Origin of the sequence: Citrobacter sp. KTE30 (assembly GCF_000398825.1) — a bacterium.
GTDB classification, from domain to species: domain Bacteria; phylum Pseudomonadota; class Gammaproteobacteria; order Enterobacterales; family Enterobacteriaceae; genus Citrobacter; species Citrobacter freundii.
In genome coordinates, this window is sequence record NZ_KB976055.1 from 2,934,773 (window position 1) to 2,957,157 (window position 22,385).

General features: G+C 50.2%; 19 protein-coding genes. 9 read left to right on the forward strand and 10 right to left on the reverse strand.

Translation table 11 applies throughout. The features are described 5' to 3' along the window. Positions 1–20: 20 nt before the first annotated feature. Positions 21–1,178, reverse strand: coding sequence for a DUF418 domain-containing protein YeiB (gene yeiB / locus WC1_RS08975; RefSeq protein WP_003840115.1), 1,158 nt, complete (start codon positions 1,176–1,178; stop codon positions 21–23). A gap of 14 nt (positions 1,179–1,192) precedes the next feature. Continuing rightward, on the reverse strand, positions 1,193–1,861 hold the full coding sequence (folE, locus tag WC1_RS08970) for a GTP cyclohydrolase I FolE (protein ID WP_003027410.1): 669 nt from the start codon (positions 1,859–1,861) through the stop codon (positions 1,193–1,195). A gap of 322 nt (positions 1,862–2,183) precedes the next feature. On the opposite strand from folE, the gene fghA reads away from it, so the two are divergent. Then, positions 2,184–3,020 carry an S-formylglutathione hydrolase gene (gene fghA, locus WC1_RS08965; RefSeq protein WP_003845184.1) on the forward strand — a complete coding sequence of 279 codons (837 nt, stop codon included), beginning with the start codon at positions 2,184–2,186 and terminating at the stop codon, positions 3,018–3,020. Here the strand turns inward: fghA and WC1_RS08960 are convergent, their stop codons facing one another. Both WC1_RS08960 and WC1_RS08955 read right to left on the reverse strand, forming a co-directional pair. Then, positions 3,021–3,410, reverse strand: a complete 390-nt coding sequence (locus tag WC1_RS08960) for a helix-turn-helix domain-containing protein (protein ID WP_016150654.1) — start codon at positions 3,408–3,410, stop codon at positions 3,021–3,023. Beyond that, a complete protein-coding gene (locus WC1_RS08955) occupies positions 3,400–4,770 on the reverse strand; it encodes an L-serine ammonia-lyase (RefSeq protein WP_071599140.1) in 1,371 nt (456 codons plus the stop codon). Before WC1_RS08955 ends, WC1_RS08960 begins: the two co-directional genes overlap by 11 nt. A 216-nt stretch (positions 4,771–4,986) precedes the next feature. Here WC1_RS08955 and serB point away from each other — a divergent pair, with 216 nt between their 5' ends. The 3 genes from serB to WC1_RS08940 all read left to right on the forward strand — a co-directional run bounded on the left by serB (position 4,987) and on the right by WC1_RS08940 (position 9,547). Beyond that, positions 4,987–5,874 (forward strand): phosphoserine phosphatase SerB, encoded by an 888-nt coding sequence (gene serB, locus WC1_RS08950; RefSeq protein WP_016150656.1) that lies wholly within the window; start codon positions 4,987–4,989, stop codon positions 5,872–5,874. Positions 5,875–5,905: 31 nt separating this feature from the next. After that, complete coding sequence (locus WC1_RS08945; protein ID WP_016150657.1) at positions 5,906–7,228, forward strand: MFS transporter; 1,323 nt, start codon at positions 5,906–5,908, stop codon at positions 7,226–7,228. 333 nt (positions 7,229–7,561) lie between these two features. Then, positions 7,562–9,547, forward strand: a complete 1,986-nt coding sequence (locus WC1_RS08940) for a ligand-gated channel protein (protein WP_016150658.1) — start codon at positions 7,562–7,564, stop codon at positions 9,545–9,547. Positions 9,548–9,611: 64 nt separating this feature from the next. On the opposite strand, the gene lysP is transcribed toward WC1_RS08940, so the two are convergent. Both lysP and yieE read right to left on the reverse strand, forming a co-directional pair. Next, a complete protein-coding gene (gene lysP / locus WC1_RS08935) occupies positions 9,612–11,081 on the reverse strand; it encodes a lysine-specific permease (RefSeq protein ID WP_003027419.1) in 1,470 nt (489 codons plus the stop codon). A gap of 195 nt (positions 11,082–11,276) precedes the next feature. After that, entirely contained in the window at positions 11,277–12,158 is an 882-nt protein-coding gene (yieE, locus tag WC1_RS08930; RefSeq protein ID WP_003840099.1) for a DNA-binding transcriptional regulator YeiE, read from the reverse strand. Positions 12,159–12,336: 178 nt separating this feature from the next. Between yieE and WC1_RS08925 the strand changes: the two genes are divergently transcribed. From WC1_RS08925 to WC1_RS08915, 3 genes are all read left to right on the forward strand, one after another. After that, entirely contained in the window at positions 12,337–13,386 is a 1,050-nt protein-coding gene (locus tag WC1_RS08925; protein ID WP_003027424.1) for a YeiH family protein, read from the forward strand. 71 nt (positions 13,387–13,457) lie between these two features. After that, on the forward strand, positions 13,458–14,315 hold the full coding sequence (gene nfo, locus WC1_RS08920) for a deoxyribonuclease IV (protein ID WP_016150659.1): 858 nt from the start codon (positions 13,458–13,460) through the stop codon (positions 14,313–14,315). A gap of 2 nt (positions 14,316–14,317) precedes the next feature. Continuing rightward, on the forward strand, positions 14,318–15,406 hold the full coding sequence (locus WC1_RS08915) for a sugar kinase (protein ID WP_016150660.1): 1,089 nt from the start codon (positions 14,318–14,320) through the stop codon (positions 15,404–15,406). A 46-nt stretch (positions 15,407–15,452) separates the two neighbouring features. Here WC1_RS08915 and WC1_RS08910 read toward each other — a convergent pair whose 3' ends face one another. From WC1_RS08910 to hypT, 4 genes are all read right to left on the reverse strand, one after another. Next, positions 15,453–16,703: a NupC/NupG family nucleoside CNT transporter gene (locus tag WC1_RS08910; RefSeq protein WP_003027431.1), complete on the reverse strand. Its 1,251-nt coding sequence runs from the start codon at positions 16,701–16,703 to the stop codon at positions 15,453–15,455. Positions 16,704–16,799: 96 nt separating this feature from the next. Next, entirely contained in the window at positions 16,800–17,735 is a 936-nt protein-coding gene (locus WC1_RS08905; protein ID WP_016150661.1) for a pseudouridine-5'-phosphate glycosidase, read from the reverse strand. After that, on the reverse strand, positions 17,723–18,664 hold the full coding sequence (locus WC1_RS08900) for a pseudouridine kinase (protein ID WP_003845170.1): 942 nt from the start codon (positions 18,662–18,664) through the stop codon (positions 17,723–17,725). Before WC1_RS08900 ends, WC1_RS08905 begins: the two co-directional genes overlap by 13 nt. 302 nt (positions 18,665–18,966) lie before the next feature. Further along, the gene (hypT, locus tag WC1_RS08895) at positions 18,967–19,878 is read right to left on the reverse strand and encodes a hypochlorite stress DNA-binding transcriptional regulator HypT (protein WP_016150662.1); all 912 of its coding nucleotides are present in this window, start codon (positions 19,876–19,878) and stop codon (positions 18,967–18,969) included. Between the two features lie 349 nt (positions 19,879–20,227). On the opposite strand from hypT, the gene WC1_RS08890 reads away from it, so the two are divergent. Beyond that, on the forward strand, positions 20,228–20,947 hold the full coding sequence (locus WC1_RS08890; RefSeq protein WP_003840089.1) for a cysteate racemase: 720 nt from the start codon (positions 20,228–20,230) through the stop codon (positions 20,945–20,947). A gap of 75 nt (positions 20,948–21,022) precedes the next feature. Continuing rightward, positions 21,023–22,321, forward strand: coding sequence for an anaerobic C4-dicarboxylate transporter (locus WC1_RS08885; protein WP_016150663.1), 1,299 nt, complete (start codon positions 21,023–21,025; stop codon positions 22,319–22,321). Positions 22,322–22,385 lie beyond the last annotated feature (64 nt).

Here is a 22,385-nt window from a genome sequence, read left to right on the forward strand (position 1 = left end):
AATGAATGTGATCCAGATCGTTATCTGGATGTTCGCGGTAATGATGTCCCTGCAGCACGCAGGGTTAATTGACGCCACAGCCATTCCACCGGGCCCTGGCGGTAATAACGTAGCCATATCACGGAGAAAAGTAAGTTAATGACCCAGACCGGGATGACGAAATACAGCAGCTCCAGTCGGTCGAATTTCATAAATAAGCCGAATTGATAGAACAGCGTGGTACAGATTAAGGTTTGTAACAGATAGTTGGTTAATGCCATGCGTCCCACACAGGCGACGGCAATGACCCATTTTAAACGGCTAAGCTGCGGCCAGAAACCGTACATCAGCGCGGCGTAACCAATGGTCTGCATCGGCGCTCCCAGCTCTCGCGGGGCTTGTAACAGGAAAGCACACCAGCGGTAGGCCCAGTCCAGATTCCACTGAGCGATGATAGCAGGCAGGTTGATCGCCATCCCAATAATGACCAGCAGCACGCCGGTACGTCGATAGTGTTGCAAACTGTACTGCCCTTTTAGCCAACCGCTGCGCATTAATGCCGCGCCGAGCAGCATCATCCCCGCCAGTTGCCAGCCGTACTGAGCACCCAACGCCAGCAAGCTATTGGACATCATATCCACGCGATTGCTGATTGCTTCCATTCCGCCGTTCACTTTCCAGTATTTTTCATACAGCAACGCTGAAGCATCCGGCGTCCAGGCGCGGCTGGTTTCGCTCCCGGAGATCACACCCAACAGCAGCAGTACGCCAACGCCCACCAGATACAGCAGCACACCAGTGTTAAATAAGCTTTTTACCGACGGCGCATCCCGGATCAGCCGCCAGCAAATCAGGCCGATCAAGCCATATGCCAGCAGGATATCGCCATCCCAGAAGAGTAAACCGTGAATAAAACCCAATAACACCAGCAGCGTAAGCCGTGACTGGATCCAGCGTTTACCGCGTGGGAGCAGCATTTGCAAACCGGCACCGAACAGCAGCGCAAACAGCGTGAGGAATTTTACCTGCGCAAAGAGATCGAGCAGCGCCCAGGTCCAGGCATCGGATAAGGTGATGTCGCCATACCAGGCAGGATTGAGGTATGCCGCCTTTGGCAAGCCAAAGGCGCTAATATTGAGAAGCAGGATACCAAGAATGGCGACGCCACGAATAAAATCCAGCGTGACATTACGCTCCATGGTTCCTGCCCTAATCAGTTGTGATGACGTACTGCGCGCAGGAATTCCTGACGCGTGTTCTGGCTTGACTTAAACAATCCACCAAGAGAAGTGGTGGTGGTCGCACTGGTCGCATCACGAATGCCGCGCGCTTTCACACAGTAATGCACCGCATCAATCGACACCGCCACATTATTCGTCCCGAGCAGCGTTTGCAGCGCGGTGAGAATTTGCTGGGTCAGGCGTTCCTGTACCTGTGGGCGCTGGGCGAAGAACTGCACAATGCGGTTAATCTTCGACAGACCAATAACCGAATCTTTCGGAATATACGCCACCGTCGCTTTGCCATCGATAGTGACAAAGTGGTGTTCGCAGGTGCTGGTCAGCGTAATATCGCGGACCGTGACCATCTCGTCCACCTTCATTTTATTTTCAATGACGGTGATTTTCGGGAAGTTGGCGTAATCGAGGCCGGAGAAAATCTCATCGACATACATTTTCGCAATGCGATGCGGAGTTTCCATCAGACTGTCATCGCTCAAATCGAGATTGAGCAATTGCATAATCTCGGTCATATGGCCAGAGATAAGACGTTTGCGTGTTTCGTTATCCATCTCTTGCACGGGCGGGCGCAGCGGGGTTTCGAGACCACGCGCAACCAGCGCTTCATGAACCAGTGCCGCTTCTTTACTGAGTGATGACATTTCTTCTTCTCCTGCAGGTGGGGCGCCTCTGCCCTGCATGGGGCAAAGTTTTTAGGCTGTATCACAGCCAGAACATTGTGCGTGAGGCGGCGCACATAATCCAGTATTCACCGCGATAATTATTGAAATTGGCACAGCCTTTCAGCTGTAGCAACTTCACTTTCTGTTCAGCCCGGTGACGTCGAGTGTTAATGTAAAGTTATATAGATGATGAAGTATGTTTGCTCAATGCGGAAGTGAAAGTTACTCACAGTGCAATGAATAATCTGTATTATGGTGAGTTCGCAAACACATACAGGTTCAACACAACAAGGAGCCACGCATGGAAATGCTTGAAGAGCACCGCTGTTTTGAAGGCTGGCAGCAACGCTGGCGTCACGACTCCACCACGTTAAATTGCGCCATGACCTTCAGTATTTTTCTTCCACCACCCCGCGATAACGCCCCGCCTCCGGTGCTGTACTGGCTGTCGGGCCTGACCTGCAATGATGAAAACTTCACCACCAAAGCCGGCGCACAGCGCATCGCGGCTGAGCTCGGCATTGTCCTGGTGATGCCAGACACCAGCCCGCGCGGCGAGCAGGTTGCCAACGATGATGGCTACGATTTAGGCCAGGGCGCGGGATTTTACCTCAATGCCACTCAGCAGCCATGGGCAACGCATTTTCGCATGTATGACTATCTGCGTGATGAGCTTCCGGCACTGATTCATTCGCAGTTTAATGTCAGCGATCGCTGCGCCATCAGCGGACACTCCATGGGCGGTCACGGCGCATTGATTATGGCGCTGAAAAATCCCGGGAGATACACCAGCGTTTCAGCCTTTGCGCCGATCGTAAACCCTTGTCGCGTTCCGTGGGGCGAGAAGGCTTTTAGCGCTTATCTGGGTGAAGATAAAACACAATGGGCTGAGTGGGATAGCTGCGCGTTAATGCTGGCCAGTAAGCCCACTGACGCGATTCCGACGCTAATTGATCAAGGAGACAGCGATCAGTTTCTTGCCGATCAGTTGCAGCCCGCAGTGCTGGCCGAAATAGCCCGTCAAACCGCATGGCCAATGACACTGCGTATCCAGCCAGGTTACGACCACAGCTATTACTTTATTGCGTCGTTTATTGAGGATCACCTGCGCTTTCATGCCCAGTATTTGCTGAAGTGATCACCAGTAAAGCGTCTTTTCTATTGCCGCGCTGTAGCTCATCTCTTCTGACTGCGGCGCGGACGCTTTACGATTTAGATCGGCCGCCTGTTGGCGTACCTGTAATCGCCCCACGCTCTCACCGCCTTCATAACCTTCGTTAAAATTACGCACTTCAGACTCGAATAAGATTGCATCCAGGTGATGCAACTTATTCAGTGCACGCAACAGGGAGATAAGCGTGTCCAGATTGAGGCCGCCGCCTTTCTCAATGCGTTTAATGGTCGCAATGCCGACCTGTGCGCGGTCAGCAAGTTGCTGCTGCGTTAGCGCCAGAGAAATCCGCGTTTCTCTGATACGAGCGCATAATGACAAGATGATTTCATCATTATTCATGGTGTTATATTTCATGCCGCCCTCCCCGATTTTTGGGCTGAATTTTCCCAAGGCAGCCGTGATACGTCTCACGGTACTTCGCGCTCATGTCTTTACCCGTTTCATACATGGCGGCAATCACCTCATCGAGCGAAACGCATGGCTCGCTGACACGGCTCATCGCCATCGTTGCGGCGTTAATCGCTTTTACGGACGAAATCGCGTTTCGTTCGACGCAGGGAATTTGTACCTGCCCGCCAACCGGATCGCAGGTCAGTCCGAGATGGTGCTCCATGGTGATTTCTGCGGCATTCAGCACCTGAGCAACTGACGCCCCCATCAGTTCCGCTAATCCGGCTGCGGCCATCGAACTGGCCACGCCGATCTCTCCCTGACACCCAACCTCAGAACCTAAAATAGACGCGTTTTGTTTGAACAGTAGCGCGATGGCGCCAGCGGTGAGGAAAAAGCGGATAACCGATGCGCTATCCAACTTACAGACAAACTTATCGTACCAACTGAGGACCGCAGGGATGATACCGCTCGCACCATTGGTCGGCGCGGTCACCACTCGCCCTCCAGCGGCGTTTTCCTCGCTGACGGCAATCGCAAACGCATTCACCCAGTTGAGGTTGGTGAGAAAGTCGTTAGCAGAGGGTTTCATTGCCAGTAATTTATAGAGCGAGCAGGCCCTGCGCGGCACCTGATACGAGCCTGGCAGTAGGCCTTCAGTATGCAGACCACGATGGACGGCCTGCTGCATTATCGCCCAAACGTACGCGAAATAGTCATGCAACGCCGCCTGGGAATGCACCTGTAATTCATTTTTCATCATTAATGCCGCAACGGATAGTCCATTACGCTGACACAGTTCCTGCAGCTGCGCGGCATTTTGAAACGCAAAAGGAAATGCGTTTTTTTGCGCGGCTCTCTCGGGCGGCGGCTCGCCGGGTTTGCGAACCTGGCCGGCGCCGGTTGAAAACCATGTTTCTTCATACAACGTAAAATAATCATCCCTGGCACGAAACGTCATCGCATAGGGATGGCCAGAATGCGGTTGTTGATTCGGCTTAATCGCGACCGTCACGGTAACTGAAGGAGAAAGCGTCAGGGTGCCGTCCTGTTCAGCACGTTTAATGAGATCCATCTGCTGGAGTAAATCAACATCATCCGGCTGATTGCCCAACAGCCCCAGATAAAGAGCGATATCAACGTTATGACACTTGCGGCTTAATGAGAGCGCGCCGTATAGCTCAACCTCGATTTCTCGCGTTAGCGGTAAGATCTCCTGTAGCTTTAATTGTGAAATGAAGTTAAACGCGGCACGCATTGGCCCTACTGTTCTTGAACTGGAAGGCCCTATGACGACTTTAAAAATATCAATACAACTTTCCATTTTAGACCCATCCCTGTTAGTTAAAATAGAATATACCGCCAGTAACAACAGACCGTGACGCGTATATCAAAAATGATACCTTTCAGACTTTGTTTATTTCTTGGTATAAAAAACAATACTATTTTATCTTTTTTTTAACATTCACATCTGTGATAAAGCAGGATTCAATCGTCACCCCCTACTATTAAAATAACCTTAATTTACAGGAGTGACATAATGGCAATTATTTATTTTATTAGTGCAAAAGATCCTGAAAAACTTCAGGCATGGCTGCACAATACATTTCTAAATACCGAGACCAAACAATATCCGTGCGCACTGGAACAATTATCTATAGCCGCATTCAATAAACCGTATTTAAAATTATCAATACCCGATGAAATATTCACCGATGACATATACAAGAAACTAAGGGCTACATCGTTCACTCAGCAATTTGATTTTTTCCTAAAACCGCAAATCATCCCGATTAACGGGATCATCGCCTTTGACATGGACTCGACGTTTATCGAGGAAGAAGGTGTGGATGAGATTGCCCGCGCGCTAGGCATCACCGATCGGATAACGAAACTGACGCAGCAAGCGATGGAAGGAAAACTGGATTTCAATAACAGTTTCACCCAGCGCATCGGAATGTTAAAAGGGACACACATCCATGTCATTAATGCCGTATGCGATCGGATGACGGCCTCTCCCGGCATTACCACCATTTTGCCATTCCTCAAGCAGAAAGGATTTAAAACAGCGATCATTTCCGGCGGACTGGATATTTTCACCCACCGCTTACAACAGAAATATCAGTTGGACTATATATTTTCAAATACCGTTGAAGTCAGGAATGGCATGCTGACAGATAATATTTCCGCGCCAATTATGAATGCAGAAAATAAGCAAAAAACATTGGCCATGCTTGCCGACTCTCTGCAGATGCCTCAGCATAATATTATCGCCTGCGGTGATGGCGCCAACGATATTCCCATGCTCACGTATGCTGGCACTGGTATTGCCTGGCGAGCAAAACCCGCGGTCAGAAATTTAATTACAAATCAGATTAATTTTCACGGATTCGAGTCGCTTTTGTTCTTTATCGAAAATGAATTATAACCCCACAAGCACTGTCTGAAGGGAAGATCATATGAGCTTGAAATCATTTATATTCAGCCAGGCTGATAAGCCGGTTGTAAAAGAAAAAAAAGAGATTGACCATACTTACAAAAAATTCAGGATAGAGATTATTACCTCGTTTTTTATCTCTTACGCGGTCTTTTATTTAACACGTAAAAACTTCTCAGCCGCCATGCCGGCCATGCTGTCAGATACCACTCTGACCGCAGAAGATTTTGCCATCATGTCTTCACTGTTTTACATCCTGTATGGCTCAATGAAGTTTGTTGGCGGCATGCTGGTTGATAAAATCAATCCGAAAGCCATGACCGGCCCGGTGCTCATTGGCGTGGGGATCGTTAATATTCTGTTTGGTTTTTCCGACAGCGTTGCCGCGTTTTATGTGTTGTACAGCCTCAATGCTATCCTCCAGGGCACCAGTTTTCCACCAATGGCAAAGATCATGGCATCCTGGTTTTCCAAGAATGAACGCGGACGTTGGTGGGCGGTCGTTGAAGCGGCGCATAATATTGGCGGGAGTCTCGCCCCACTGCTGACAAGTTTCGCGATTGTCTGGAGCGGTAGCTGGAAAATGGGTTTTTATGTACCGGGCGCAATCTCCTTGCTGATGGGGCTCGTAGCGCTCTTTACGATTAAAGACCGTCCCGGGACCTTAGGTTTGCCTAACGTTGGCGAATGGCGTAAGGATCCAACAGAGCTTGCCCAAGTGAAAGCCAGTCCGGTAAATCTCTCCTTTTGGCAGATTTTCGTCAAATATATCCTGATTAACCCATTAGTGTGGATTATTATCATTGGCGATATGTCCGTTTATATTGCCCGCACCATCCTCAATGACTGGCCGCAAATTTACTATTCTCAGGTGCATGGCTGGAGTCTGATTAAAGCCAACTCCATTATCTCGTGGTTTGAAGCCGGTGGACTTGCCGGAGGGCTACTGGCGGGTTACTTATCTGACTTTATGTTTAAAAGTAACCGCTGGATGACAGGCTTAATATTCGCATTAATGCTGTGCGTATGTATTACCTTAATCCCACTGGTTCAGGATACCTCATATACCATTACGGCCATTCTCTTCACCATTATGGGTTTCGCCCTGTACGGGCCGCATATGCTTTTTGCCGTAGGTTGTCTGGACGTCACTCACAAAGATGCGGCGGGATCGATAACTGGCTTCCGCGGATTGTTTAGCTATGTCGGCGCGGCGTTAGCAGGCGTACCGGTGATATTAGTGAAGAACAACTGGGAGTGGTCTGGAGTCTATCTCTATGCCGTGATCGCAATCCTGTTAACCACCTTGTCACTGGCCTTACTCGCCAAATTCCATAGACTATAAGCCAACCATAACAGGACAGTGGCGCCATCGCCGCTGTCTTTCGGTTGGGTTCTTTCAGCGTCAAAAAGGTGTCCATCTTCTTCATCCCTCCATCATTCCTTCACTTTTTCTCCTTTTTTCTTCCTTCACTATCTTATTGATTAAAAAAGCATTTCACCCCAAATCACATCAAACACAAATGATTTCTATTATCATTTGTGTTTACAAATATTCATACTTTTGTACAATCCCCCCGCTTCTTTACTGAAAAGAGTCCTTAAAAGACAAATACATACATTTGTCATGGCCTTTCACATGACGCGCAGTTTGATTCATTTAAATGGAATGATACAAATGACTATACCTCACGTTAAGGCTGTAGCTGCCGCAGTATGCGTCGCCAGTCTCCCATCACTCGGCCATGCCGCTGAACAAGATACCGTGGTCGTTACCGCTACCGGCTTTGAGCAGAAAATTCAGGATGCCCCGGCTTCGATATCTGTTATTACCAAGCAGCAGATTGAGGACAAAGCCTATCGCGATGTCACCGATGCGCTAAAAGATGTCCCTGGCGTCGTCGTCACCGGCGGGGGGAGCAGCAGCGATATCAGTATTCGCGGTATGGCTTCGCAATACACGCTCTTCCTGGTCAACGGTAAACGCATCAGCACCCGCGGCACACGTCCTAATAGCGACAACTCAGGTATTGAACAAGGTTGGCTGCCGCCGCTTGAATCCATCGAGCGTATCGAAGTCATCCGTGGCCCGATGTCATCCCTGTACGGCTCCGACGCGATGGGCGGTGTCATTAACGTCATCACCAAGAAAGTGTCGAATACCAAAGCCTGGACCGGTTCTCTGCACGGCGATGCCACTTTCCAGGAAGACAGAGACTCCGGCGATATTTACCAGACCAACGCCTATGCGTCTGGGCCACTGATTGACGGATTACTTGGCGCGAAGGTGACCGGGTTATTCTCCCATCGGGCGGAAGATAAAATCCTCAATGGCTACAATGAACAGCGTATGCGTAACGGGGGCTTAACCCTGAACTTTACGCCAGACGATAAAAACGATATCGATTTCGATTACGCACGTGAATTGCAGGATCGCGACAGTACCCCAGGCAAATCTATGGCTGAGGAAAACTGTCGTAACGGAAGCTGTAAGCCGAACAGCAAAAGCGAAAGCAAGTATTTGCACACGACGTATTCTTTAACCCATAGCGGTTATTACGATGACTTCAACTCCACCAGCTATGTCCAGCAGGAAGAGAGCGAAAACCCGGGTCGCAAAATGAAGTCTTACAATACGATTTTCAATAGCCAGAACCAGGTCTTCCTTGGGGCGCATACCCTGACGCTAGGTGGGCAATACCGTTATGAGAAACTGCGTGATAACGGCAACCAGCTGCAAGCGGCTGATGGGCTGAACAAATTGACCCGCTGGAGCTGGGCGTTGTTTGCTGAAGATGAATGGGCCGTTACCGATACCTTCTCGCTGACCGGCGGTCTGCGTATGGATAAAGATGAGAACTACGGTGACAACTGGACGCCACGCGGCTATGGCGTATGGCATCTGAGCGATCAATGGACCTTAAAAGGCGGCGTTTCGGCGGGCTACCGTGCGCCAGACCTGCGCCAGTCATCAGCAAACTGGGGACAGGTCACCGGTGGCGGTCGTCTGAACGGAATCATTGTCGGCAACCCGGACCTGAAGCCGGAGAAAAGCCTCAGCGAAGAAATCGGCTTACTGTGGGATAACGGCGATAACCTCAACGCAGGCGTCACCCTGTTCAATACCGACTTCAAGAACAAAATCACTGAAGTGCGCCGTTGTAACAGCAGTTCCGATCCGGCCTGCACCATCGGCAATACCCATTATGACTTCGTCAGCGATCGCGTTAACGTCGATAAAGCCAATATGCGTGGCGTAGAATCCACCTTCGGCTGGAAAATAACCTCTGACGTCAACTGGACTGCGAACTACACCTACACGGAATCTGAGCAGAAAAGCGGTCAGTTCTCCGGCCAGCCGTTGAACAAAATGCCAAAGCATATGTTTAACACGACGCTGGACTGGCAGGCCACGCAGGATCTCGGTTTCTGGAGCCGCCTGAATCTGCGTGGAAAAACGTCTGAATACCTGAGCCGTACTTCCATGGCGCAGGGTACGCCGTCCTATACGCAGGTCGATGTGGGTTTACGTTACTATGCCACCAAGGATCTGTTGATGACCGCTGGCGTGTATAACGTGCTGGATAAGCAAATCGATTACGATACCTACGACACCGTTCTCGATGGTCGTCGTTACACTGTTGGCATGACTTACAGCTTCTAAGTCTGACGCAATAAAAAACCCCGGCACTCATCATGCCGGGGTTTTTGTTATGCTTTTTATACTGTTATTTCTTCACGCGACCCGGGAATTTCATTTCGCTGTAGCGAACAAAATGGGTTCCTTTGGTCAGCTTATAGCCAAACCAGATAATCAGGAACAGCGGGATACCAATATAGGTAGCCATCACGCCGCCCCAGTCAATGCTGTCTTTCAGGAACGCTTCGTAGTTCTGGCCGAGAGTGATAATCAGGCACAGCACAAAGGCGAAGATCGGACCCAGCGGGAAGAAGCCAGAACGGTACGGCAGATCCTTCACATCGTGGCCCTGCAGTACATAACCGCGACGGAAGCGATAGTGGCTAATGGCGATCCCCAGCCAGGCGATAAAGCCCGTCATCCCGGAAGTATTCAGCAGCCACAGGTATACGGTCTGGTTGCCAAACATCGAGGTCAGGAAGCACAGCCCCGCCACCACGGTGGTCGCATACAGCGCGTTACGCGGTACGCCGCCACGAGAAAGTTTACCGAAAATACGTGGCGCTTTACCGTCACATGCCAGGGTGTAAAGCATACGCGTGGAAGCGTACATCCCGGAGTTACCTGCAGACAGCACCGCCGTCAGGATAACTGCGTTCATCACCGCTGCCGCAGACAGCAGACCCGCATGCTGGAATACCAACGTGAACGGGCTAACGCTGATGTCTTTCACATCGTTGCGCAGCAGGCTCGGATCGGTGTACGGAATAATCAGGCTGATAATCAAAATCGCGAACACATAGAACAGCAGGATTCGCCAGAATACCTGACGTACCGCACGTGGAATGTTCTTTTCAGGATCTTCAGATTCACCTGCCGCGATACCGATCAGTTCCGTCCCCTGGAAGGAGAAGCCGACGATCATCGCCACGCCAATCATCGCAGCAAAACCACCGGCAAACGGTGCATCACCGGTCGTCCAGTTGCTCCAGCCCACCGGCTGAGCGCCTTTGAAGATACCGAAAATCATCATTACGCCAACTACGATGAAGATAATGACGGTGGTAACTTTGATCAGTGAGAACCAATATTCCGCTTCACCAAATCCGCGAACAGAAATGTAGTTCAGCAGGAAGATCACGCCGAGGAACAGCGCACTCCAGATCCAACCCGGCGTGTCCGGGAACCACCAGCTCATCACCAGCTGTGCGGCCACCAGGTCAACGGCAATCGTTACCGCCCAGTTGTACCAGTAGTTCCAGCCCAGCGCGAAGCCAAAGCCTTCTTCTACGTAGTTCTGACCGTAGGTGGAAAACGAGCCAGAAACCGGCATATAGGCCGCCAGTTCACCGAGGCTGGTCATCAGGAAATACACCATCAGACCGATCAGAATATAAGAGAACAACGCGCCGCCAGGACCCGCTGCAGAAATAGTTGCACCAGATGCAACGAAAAGACCTGTACCGATGGAGCCTCCAATGGCAATCATCGTCAGGTGACGCGCCTTCAGTTCACGACGTAGCGTGGGCGCTTCTGTGGTTTTAGTTTCGGAAACCATGTGAAAATGCTATCCATCCAAAAAATGAGGCGCGATTGTAGCAGACGAAACGGCATTCTTCCGGCACAAATGCGCTGTTATAAGAGACCTTCATGACTGGCCGCGGATTATAAGTAAAGCAGAAAATAGAGGGTGCAAGGCGGTTAAAACGTAACCGCCATTATGCAAAAAGGAGTCGCTACGACAGTGAACGTCCTATTCCCCCTGCTCTACCTGGTCGCTGTAGTGCAAAAAGCGCGTAATGGCATTGGAGATATGTTTTTGTCGATGATGAACACGCCACAGCGTGCGGACCAAACGTGGAAGCGGCACAGGAACTTCGCTCAGCGTTCCCGCCTGTAACTGCTCGGCAATGACCCGCCGTGACAAACAGCTGATCCCAAGGCCATGGCGCACTGCATGCTTAATGGCCTCGGAGTTACCCAACTCCATTGCCATCTGAAATCTCGGCAAATGAGACAACAGCAGGTAATCCACCAGTTCACGCGTACCCGATCCTCGTTCACGCAGGATCCACGGCGAAGCAGCCAGTTGTTCCAGCGTAACGGGTCCCTTTGTAAGCGGTGACGACGGTGCGGCGAACACCACCAGCTCGTCTTCCAGCCACGGTTCAGAGATAATTTCCGTACTGTGACACGGCCCTTCAATCAGCCCGATGTCTACCCGGAAATCCAGCACCGCATTGATCACGTCCTGGCTGTTGCCCACGCTAAGCTCCAGCGGCAAATCGGGGAAATCATGCCGATAGCGGGCGATCATGGCAGGGAGAATATAGTTGCCAATGGTGCTACTGGCATAAACCCGGATAGCGCCATTATCTTCGCGGAAAAGCTGTTCGATTTCGGTCGTTTGCTCAAGTAGCGCCAGCGCCCGTGGGTAGAGCAAGCGCCCGTGTTCGTTGACCACCAGTCGTTTACCAACACGGTCAAACAGTTGCACGCCGAGTTGCCCTTCCAGATCGGTAAGTGCCGCACTCACCGCCGACTGCGACAATGCCAGCATGACAGACGCCTGGGTCGTTGAGCCGCTTTTTAATACCTCAGCAAACACTTCAAGTTGTCGCAGGGTGATATGCATAGTCGTTTTCCACCGGATAACCGTTACTTATACCCTAAATAATTCGAGTTGCAGCCAGCGCACATGCAACCTGAAGTATGACGGGTATACCACTTATATAGATTAATTATAAATATATAATCAATTTTATTTTTAAACCACTTCGCCGTACTCTTTTACCCAGATAAAGGAGAAGGATATGACAGAACTCACCTTGCAGACTCATCGTCGTACAGCGTGGCATTTTATTCCGGGGCTCGCCCTGAGTGCAGTTATCACTGGGGTCGCCTTATGGGGTGGATCCATTCCCGCCGTTGCAGGTGCCGGGTTCAGCGCCCTCACCTTAGCAATCTTACTGGGGATGGTTCTCGGCAACACCGTCTATCCGCACATCTGGAAAAGCTGTGACGGCGGTGTGCTGTTTGCTAAACAACATTTATTACGTCTGGGGATCATCCTCTACGGCTTCCGCCTCACCTTCGCGCAAATTGCTGACGTCGGCGTCAGCGGTATCGTGATTGATGTGTTAACGCTAAGCAGTACCTTTATGATTGCCTGTTTCCTGGGGCAAAAAGTGTTTGGTCTGGACCGCCACACCAGTTGGCTGATTGGCGCGGGGAGCAGCATTTGTGGTGCCGCCGCCGTGTTGGCAACCGAGCCGGTAGTGAAAGCGGAAGCCAGTAAGGTAACCGTCGCTGTCGCCACCGTAGTGATCTTCGGTACCATCGCTATCTTCCTGTATCCGGCAATGTATCCGCTGCTGGCACACTGGTTTAGCCCGGAAACCTACGGCATTTACATTGGTTCCACCATGCATGAAGTGGCACAGGTAGTGGCTGCCGGGCACGCCATTAACCCGGATGCGGAAAATGCCGCAGTTATTGCCAAAATGCTGCGCGTCATGATGCTGGCACCGTTTCTTATCCTGTTGGCCGCCCGCGTTAAACAGCTGTCTCCGGCCTCCGGTGGTGAGAAGAGCAAAATCACCATTCCGTGGTTTGCCATCCTGTTCATTGTGGTCGCGATTTTTAACTCGTTCCACTTTCTGCCGCAGTCGGTAGTGAACATGCTGGTAACACTGGATACCATTTTGCTGGCAATGGCGATGGCCGCACTGGGGCTGACCACTCACGTTAGCGCCCTGAAAAAAGCCGGTGCTAAACCGTTACTGATGGCCCTGCTGCTGTTTGTCTGGCTGATTGTAGGCGGTGGCGCGATTAACCTCGCTATCCATGCGCTGATGGCATAAACGAGCACGACTCACCTCCATTAACCCGCTATACTTCCTCCTTTTGCATTTGAGTATGGCGGGTTTAATTTATGAAATACATCGGAGCGCACGTAAGCGCCGCTGGCGGTCTGGCTAACGCCGCTATTCGAGCCGCAGAAATCGAAGCGACCGCATTCGCCCTGTTCACCAAGAATCAGCGTCAGTGGCGTGCCGCGCCGCTGACCTCCGAAATCATTGATGATTTCAAATCTGCCTGCGAGAAGTATCACTATACTTCCGCGCAAATCCTGCCTCACGACAGCTACCTGATTAACCTCGGCCACCCGGTCAGCGATGCGCTGGAAAAATCCCGTGACGCGTTTCTTGATGAAATGCAACGCTGCGAACAGCTTGGCTTATCCCTGCTTAACTTTCACCCGGGCAGCCATTTGATGCAGATTCCGGAAGATGAATGTCTGGCGCGCATTGCGGAATCGATCAATATCGCCCTCGCCCAGACCCAGGGCGTTACGGCGGTCATTGAAAATACCGCCGGACAGGGCAGCAACCTTGGCTTTAAGTTTGAGCACCTGGCCGCCATTATCGACGGCGTAGAAGATAAATCCCGTGTCGGCGTCTGTATTGATACCTGCCACGCCTTCGCGGCCGGTTACGATTTGCGTTCCGTTGAGGAATGCGAAAAGACCTTTGCGGAATTTGAACGAATTGTCGGCTTCAAGTATCTGCGCGGTATGCACCTGAACGACGCCAAGAGCACGTTTGGCAGCCGCGTTGACCGTCACCACAGCTTAGGTGAAGGCAATATTGGCCACGATGCCTTCCGTTGGATCATGCAAGACAATCGTTTTGACGGCATTCCGCTGGTGTTGGAAACCATTAATCCGGACATTTGGGCAGAAGAGATTGCCTGGCTGAAAGCCCAGCAAACTGAAAAAGCGGTGGCCTAATCATGAACGACAGGGAAAAGCAGATCCTTAAGATCCTGCGCCGCAATCCGTTGATTCAGCAGAATGAAATCGCCGATATTTTGCAGATCAGCCGTTCACGCGTCGCTGCGCATATTATGGATTTAATGCGTAAAGGCATGATCAAAGGTAAAGGTTATATCCTTACCGAACAGGATTATTGCGTGGTTGTCGGTGCTATCAACATGGATATCCGGGGTGTTGCAGACATCCATTATCCGCAGGCAGCCTCTAACCCTGGCAGCATTCATTGCTCAGCAGGCGGTGTAGGACGTAACATCGCCCACAACCTGGCGCTGTTGGGCCGCGACGTACATTTAATTTCCGCTGTTGGCAGTGACTTCTATGGCGAAACATTGCTGGAACAAACGCGTCAGGCTGGGGTTAACGTTTCCAGCTGCATTCGTCTGCATGGACACAACACCTCAACCTACCTGTCGATCGCTAATCAACAGGAAGAGACCGTACTGGCCATTAACGATACCCATATCCTGCAACAATTGACGCCGCAGTTGCTTAACGGTTCGCGAGATTTGATTCGCCATTCCGGTGTCGTACTGGCCGATTGCAATCTGACCGCCGAAGCCATTGAGTGGGTCTTTACTATTGCCGATGATATTCCGGTATTCATTGACACCGTTTCAGAGTTCAAAGCGGAAAAAATGAAAACCTGGTTTACGCATATTCATACGCTAAAACCCACGCAGAAAGAGCTGGCGATTTTATGGGGCCAACCTATTCATACTGATGCGGATCGCGTACTGGCCGTCAATAGCCTGCATCAGCAAGGGGTAAAACGCATTTTTGTCTGCCTGGAAGATGAATCCGTTTTTTGCAGCGAAAAGGACGGCGAACAGTTTTTATTGACGCCGCCTGAGCATACGGTGGTAGACAGTTTTGGTGCCGATGACGCTTTTATGGCGGGATTACTGTACAGTTTTCTGGAAGGCAGTGAGTTTCGTGAAAGCGCACGCTTTGCCATGGCCTGCGCGGCATTATCGCGGGCCAGCGTCAGTATCAACAACCCAACGCTCTCTGCGGATAACGCTCTGTATTTGCTGCAAACAGCTTGAATGTCTGCCGGATAGCGCTACGCTTATCCGGCCTACAAACTTTATTTTATGCCAGTCCGATAAAGAAACCGGCTATTGTGGCGCTCATCAGGTTTGATAGCGTTGCTGCTGCCAGCGCACGCATTCCAAGTTGCGCGATTTCCGGCGCACGCTGTGGCGCAATCGCCGAAAATGCCCCGACCACGACGCCAATCGAACCGAAGTTCGCGAAACCACACAACGCAAACGAGATAATCGCGATGGTCTTCACGTCCAGCGTTCCGCCCGTTTGCAGATACGGCGAGAAGTTGAGATAAGCAACAAATTCGTTGATCGCCAGCTTCTGTCCAATCAGACTACCTGCCAGCGTCGCATCGCTCCAGTCCACGCCCATAATCCACGCCAGCGGGGCTAACGCATAGCCAAAGATCCCTTCCAGAGTGGCGTGGCCAAAACCAAACCAACCGCCAATTCCGCCGATAATGCCGTTAATCAGCGCGATAATGGCGACAAATGCCATTACCACCGTCGCAACGCCTGCGGCGATCTTCAGCCCGGTCATAGCCCCACTGGCCGCCGCTTCGATGATGCTTTTCGGTGGTGTTTCAGTAAATGACAGGTTTTCAAAGGTGACGCGAGATTCTTCCGTTGCCGGACTCAGCATACGCGCGAACAAAATACCGCCAGGGATTGCCATCAATGATGCCGCCAGCAAATAGTCAATCGGGACGCCCATTCCGGCGTAACCAATCATCATTGAGCCAGCAATCGAGGCCATCCCGCTACAAATAGCGGTAAACAGTTCATTACGATTAAGGCGGTCAATAAACGGTTTCACGATTGCCGGGATCTCGTTTTGCCCGAGGAAAATCGTGGTTACTGCGACAAATGACTCGATCTTACTGATGTTCAACGCCTTCTGGAAAATACCGCCGAGGATGCGGATCAATAGCCCCATCACGCCAATGTAATAGAGCAGACTGATGAGTGCGGTCACAAAAATGATGGCCGGGAGCACCCGGAAGGCGAAGATAAACCCTGCCCCGTCAAACAGCACATCCATTTTTGGCCCAACCAGGGAGCCGAAGATAAATGCGCTACCCGCGTCACTATATGACATCACCTTGTGGACGCCGAGCGCGGCCTGTTCAACCAGCCATTTTCCCGGCGGGAAATAGAGCATAATACCGCCGATGGCAATTTGCAGTACCAGCGCAGCCCCAACGGTGCGCAGACTAATACGTTTTTTATTTACTGACAGCAGAAACGCGATGGCCAGTAATACCACCATACCCACAACACTTCTCATTATATCCATAATGAAATTCCCTTCATGCCAGGAAACCCGGCGTTATCGCCAGGTTTTGGTAGGTTTGATATTCGCGGGCGACCGCATTCTGCCCGGGAAATTCTGTCAGGCGAGGCGTTGATACTCCTTCGCAATTTCACAGGCCAGCACTGCGTTGTTGAACACCAGTTGAATATTTGATTTCAGGCTGTCGCCACCGGTCAGCTCCGCAACTCGCGCCAGCAGGAACGGCGTACTTTCTTTACCCACGACGCCCTGCTCTTCCGCTTCGTTTACCGCCTGATCTATTGCCGCATTAATTTTCTCTTCTGCCATGGCAAACTGCTCCGGGATTGGATTAGCGACAACCAGGCCTCCATTAAGACCCGTTTGCCATTTCACCGCCATCGCGCGGGCAATCTCTTTAGCGCTGTCCAGACGGATACTGACTTCAAACGGACTGGTACGACAGAAAAATGCCGGTAACGCTTGGGTTCGATATCCAATTAACGGCACGCCAAAGGTTTCTAAATATTCAGTCGTTAAGCCAAGATCCAGAATAGATTTAGCACCAGCACAAATTACCGTGACATTGGTATGTGCCAGTTCCTGCAGATCCGCGGAAATATCAAACGTATGTTCAGCACCACGATGAACGCCACCAATTCCCCCGGTCGCAAATACTTTAATTCCAGCCAGCGCGGCAATAATCATCGTAGAGGCAACGGTGGTGGCACCATTTTTCCCTGCCGCGACCACAAATGGCAAATCACGACGACTTACTTTCGTAACGCTATGTCCTTCTCGTCCAAGCAATTCAATTTCATCTTTACTTAAACCTACTTTCATTATTCCGCCGATAATGGCGATGGTCGCAGGAACAGCGCCGTGCTTACGAATAGTCTCTTCTACTTCAATCGCTGTCTGAGCATTCTGCGGAAATGGCATTCCATGAGAAATAATGGTTGATTCAAGCGCAACAATCGGTTTTTTACTGTTTAATGCTTCCTGGACTTCTGGTGATATTTGTAATAATTCAGAGGAAAGAGTTAATTCAGACATTCTGTGTTCTCCACTATTGAGCTAACATTCGCAACAGACAAATCAGGGTTATTGGTATATTCACAGGCTAATGCCATTGATGAACACCCCTGCGCAAATCGAACCGAATCAATAAAGGGCATGCCGTCTACCCAGCAGGCGGCCAGTCCAGCCATCATCGCATCACCAGCCCCTGTGACATTAATGACGCGAGTTTTAATGGGGAGCGACCAACCACAACTCCCCGCAATATCACTGTAATAAACGCCGTCGCCGCCCATGCTGAGCACCAGCCGGTTTAAGCCGCGATCATGAAACCACGCGGCGACTTTGCTAACGTCATCACGCCCAGAAAGCGCAATACCGCTGAGCGTTTCGGCTTCAAGGCGGTTTGGTTTGAGGGTGTGAATTTTTGCAAGGCGGCCGCGAATTTTTACGCACTTCCAGGCCGACACCGGGTCAACAAACACCGGAACATCTCCGGCGTTTTCCAGTACCCATGCCAGAGCGTCTTCGCTGATATTGCAATCGGCGATAATGACTTTTGCCTGCCGAATAAAATCAAAATGCTGTGATAAAAACTCTGCTGAAATATGCTCGGTGATACTCATATCATTAATAGCCACCAGCATTTCACCAGTATTATCAAGCAGCGATAAATAACTGGATGTATTCTCTCCGGAAACGATAAGACACTTGTCGACATGTACTCCTGATTGATTAGTTTGTGCCAATAATGATTGACCATAAAAATCGTTACCAACCGCTGTTAGCAACCAAGAATTTTTACCCAGCAGCGCGAGATTATGTGCGATATTGCGTCCAACGCCACCGGGAGTGAATTTTATCTTACCTGGATTCGAATCCGCATAATTTAGAGAAGCATGCGAATACCCAGCAACATCCATATTGGCCGAGCCAATCGTTACGATGTATTCCTTTTCACGCATAGCACGTCCCCTGGCAATTAATTTGCCAAAAATGAGTTCGTTAAAAATAACCAACGCCACACATTAGGTTATTAGAGCACATGTTCACTATCAAACACATGTTCATAGTAGGCGTGTTTTTGACAAAGTAAATCCATCCACAAGCTATAAAGTCGATAGATATGAACAGAATCACAATTTTTTATAGATACAGTTTGTCAGGGAGAGAGAAAATGAGAGGTAGTACACAAATTGATCAGGTTAAAAAGCATCTTTGGTCATAACCGAAGGTTTTTCAGACGCGCCAGGCGAACTGGCGCGTATCAACTAAGCGAAACCAGATCCTCTGGCATATGGTTGTACAAAATCCGCCAGAAGTGCTCAGCCGTTTTATTCAGGCGGGTATCCATTCTATAAATATAGGCCTGAATAGGCACCATCAACTCCGGCGTGTCCAGACAAACCAGGCGTTTATCCCGTAGTTCGCTCACGATCGTCCACGCTGGCAGCCAGGCAATACCATGCCCATCCAATGCCATATTCTTCAATAGCTCACTCATCGAAGACATAAACAGCGTACGCGCCGAAATACTACCCACCTCCGCCAGGTGACGGTTAACCAATCTTCCCATGTAGGATGTGCTGGTATAGTTCAGTATCGGCACCTGCGGCTGATAGATATCAAACAACGCCTTACCCTGTGAATCCGCAGCACAGACGGGATACAGCTCAGACTCAAACACCTTCAAGCCGCAGAAAGGTGACTGCATTAAGTCTTCATCGCGAAAGGAGATAATGAAATCACTTTTCCCCTCGCGCAGCGTATTCACTGCCTGGACTACGTCAATCGCTTCGACGTGGTATACAAACTCCTCGCCCCATGCTGACATTGAATGTACTAATCTGGGCAACATCGTCAGCGACAGAGAATGCGCTGCCGCTATTTTGATATTGGGAACGCCAAGCAGGTTGTGACCACTAAGCTCATCTAAGTTACATTCCAGCTGTTGCAGCAGGCTACGGGTCTGCGAATGGAATAACTTACCCTCCTCCGTCAACTGCAGTGGACTCGTCGTACGGTCAAACAGCAACACCCCAACGGCGGATTCGAGCGCCTTGATCCGCCGGCTAAATGCCGGTTGGGATAGGTTGCGCTCCTCCGCGGCCTGGGAAAAATGACGACACGCTTCCAGCGTCAAAAAGTCATATAACCATTTTGTCTCGATATTTTTCATGCCTGTCACGCGGATGTTTAAATATGTCAATTAGTCTTCAGCATCATGCCTGAATATGCCCGGAGATGATATTCAACATCAGCATCTGGTGATTCGTTTTTTGCATAACACCTTCGTTTTTGACATTAACCTGTTTCTTTACCCATCGACCACGACCGCTTATCGCCGCGGAATTTCAGACACCTGCCTGATTACTGGCCTGCTGAGGTGGCAAAAGAAACTGCACCCATGCAGTTTTTGCATTGAACCATACATTATTGCATTTCTCCTCACGACACACTGCTGTTAAACATAGACACCAGACACACACCAGCCCTGATATTAAATATCGGTAATAGAGGTATATATCGTGAAAGGTTTAATTGGCGTACTTGGTGGTATGGGACCTGCTGCAACCGTCGATCTTTTTAATAAATTCGTCACCTTTACCGCAGCGCAACGCGATCAGGAACATATCCCATTAATTATTTCATCCATCCCTGATATTCCAGATCGAACTGATGCGTTAATGCATCATGGTCATTCCCCACTTCCGGCAATGCGTGATTATATGCATAAACTGGAAGATGCTGGTGCGGAGTGTATTGTGATCCCCTGTAATACTGCCCACTTTTGGTTTAATGAATTAAAAGAGTGCTGTCATACAGAGTTACTCAGTATCGTTGAAACCACCATGGATGAAGTCAAAAACTGCGGAAAATCACGTATCGGTTTACTTGCTACCAACGCCACCCTTTACATGGGACTCTACCAAAAAGGCATAGAATCTCTTGGCTTAACCTGTGTCAGCCCTGATTCATCCGGTCAGGAAAAAGTCATGGATAGTATTTATTGCTTAAAAGCCGGCGATCTTAAGCGGGCACAAACGCTGATGAATGAACAGGCTGAAATGCTCTTTTCACGCGGTGCAGAAGTCATTGTACTGGGATGTACTGAAGTCCCCGTCATTCTTGCCAACGCAGTCAAAAACTCCCCAGATAAATATATTGACTCAACCGGTTCATTAGTACGCGCCGGTATTAAATGGTACGAAAAACGGGTTGGTAAACATCATCTTCTGGCGCAATAACAGCCGTCACCAGATTAATAAAGCATTAAACAAACACTTATTTTAATAACAAATTATTCTCTGGCGGAGGCCATTATGGTTTGGTTAGAAATTATCGTCGTGTTGGGTGCAATATTTTTTGGTATCCGCCTCGGCGGAATAGGTATCGGTTTATGCGGCGGGCTGGGGCTGGCTATTTTAACGTTGGGATTTGATCTACAAATTGGTTCGCCCCCCGTTGACGTTATTCTCATTATTATGACAGTTGTCGTGGCAGCATCGGCGCTACAGGCCGCCGGAGGTATGGATTATCTGGTTCGCGTAGCCGGTAATTTCATGCGGCGTAATCCTAAATATATCAATATTATTGCACCGATTATCACCTGGTCGATGACCATTATGGCCGGAACAGGGTTCATTGTATTTTCTACCCTACCGGTGATTGCCGAAGTCGCCAAAGAGTCCGGTATCCGCCCTTCTCGTACGCTCGCCGGCTCCGTGGTCGCCTCTCAGGTGGCGATATCCGGTTCGCCGATCAGTGCCGCAATGGCGGCGATGCTGACCATTATGGAAGGCAACGGTGTCACCTTTATCCAGGTTATGGCGGTATGTCTGCCAGCTTCGTTTGTTGCCGCGATGGCCGCCGCTTTTATCGCCTCACGTCAGGGATGCGAGCTACAAGATGATGAAGTCTATCTTGAACGCCTGCAAAAAGGGTTGGTGCGTAAATATGAAGGGCAAAACAGCACTGTACCGGGTGCCAAACTCTCAGTCGCCCTGTTCATGTTGGCAACGGTCGTCATCGTTATTCTTGCCGCCTGCCCGCAGCTACGCCCCGGATTTGATGCCGGCAACCCAATGAATACCCGGGATATCATCATTATTTGTATGTTATCTGCCGCTTGCCTGATGGTGGTGTTATGCAAAACATCAACCGATGCTATTGTCCTGACCTCCACATTTCGAGCAGGGATGAGTTCACTGGCCGTCATTCTCGGGATTGTTACATTGGGAACGACCTTCATTGATGCCCACTTAGCGGAGATTAAGGATATCGCAGGCGATATTCTACGGGCTTATCCGATGCTGTTGGCGCTGGTGCTGTTTGGTACCTGCGCACTTCTCTACTCGCAAGGCGCCACAACGCCGCTGATTATCCCTCTGGCCGTTGCACTTGGCGCACCTACATGGGCGATTCTGGCCTCCTATGTGGCGGTAACCGGGGTGTTTGTTCTACCAACATACCCGACTTCGCTGGCGGCAATGGAGTTCGACACCACAGGGACAACACGCGTGGGCAAGTATGTCTTAAACCATCCGTTTATGCTGCCAGGACTGGGTGGGATCATTGCTGGCGTGGCCTTTGGTTTTATCATCGCGCCAATGATTGCCTGAACCGTTTTACATATCTATCTTCAGGCAGCAGTTAATCGATAAAAAAAGGGGCAGAGAAATCTCT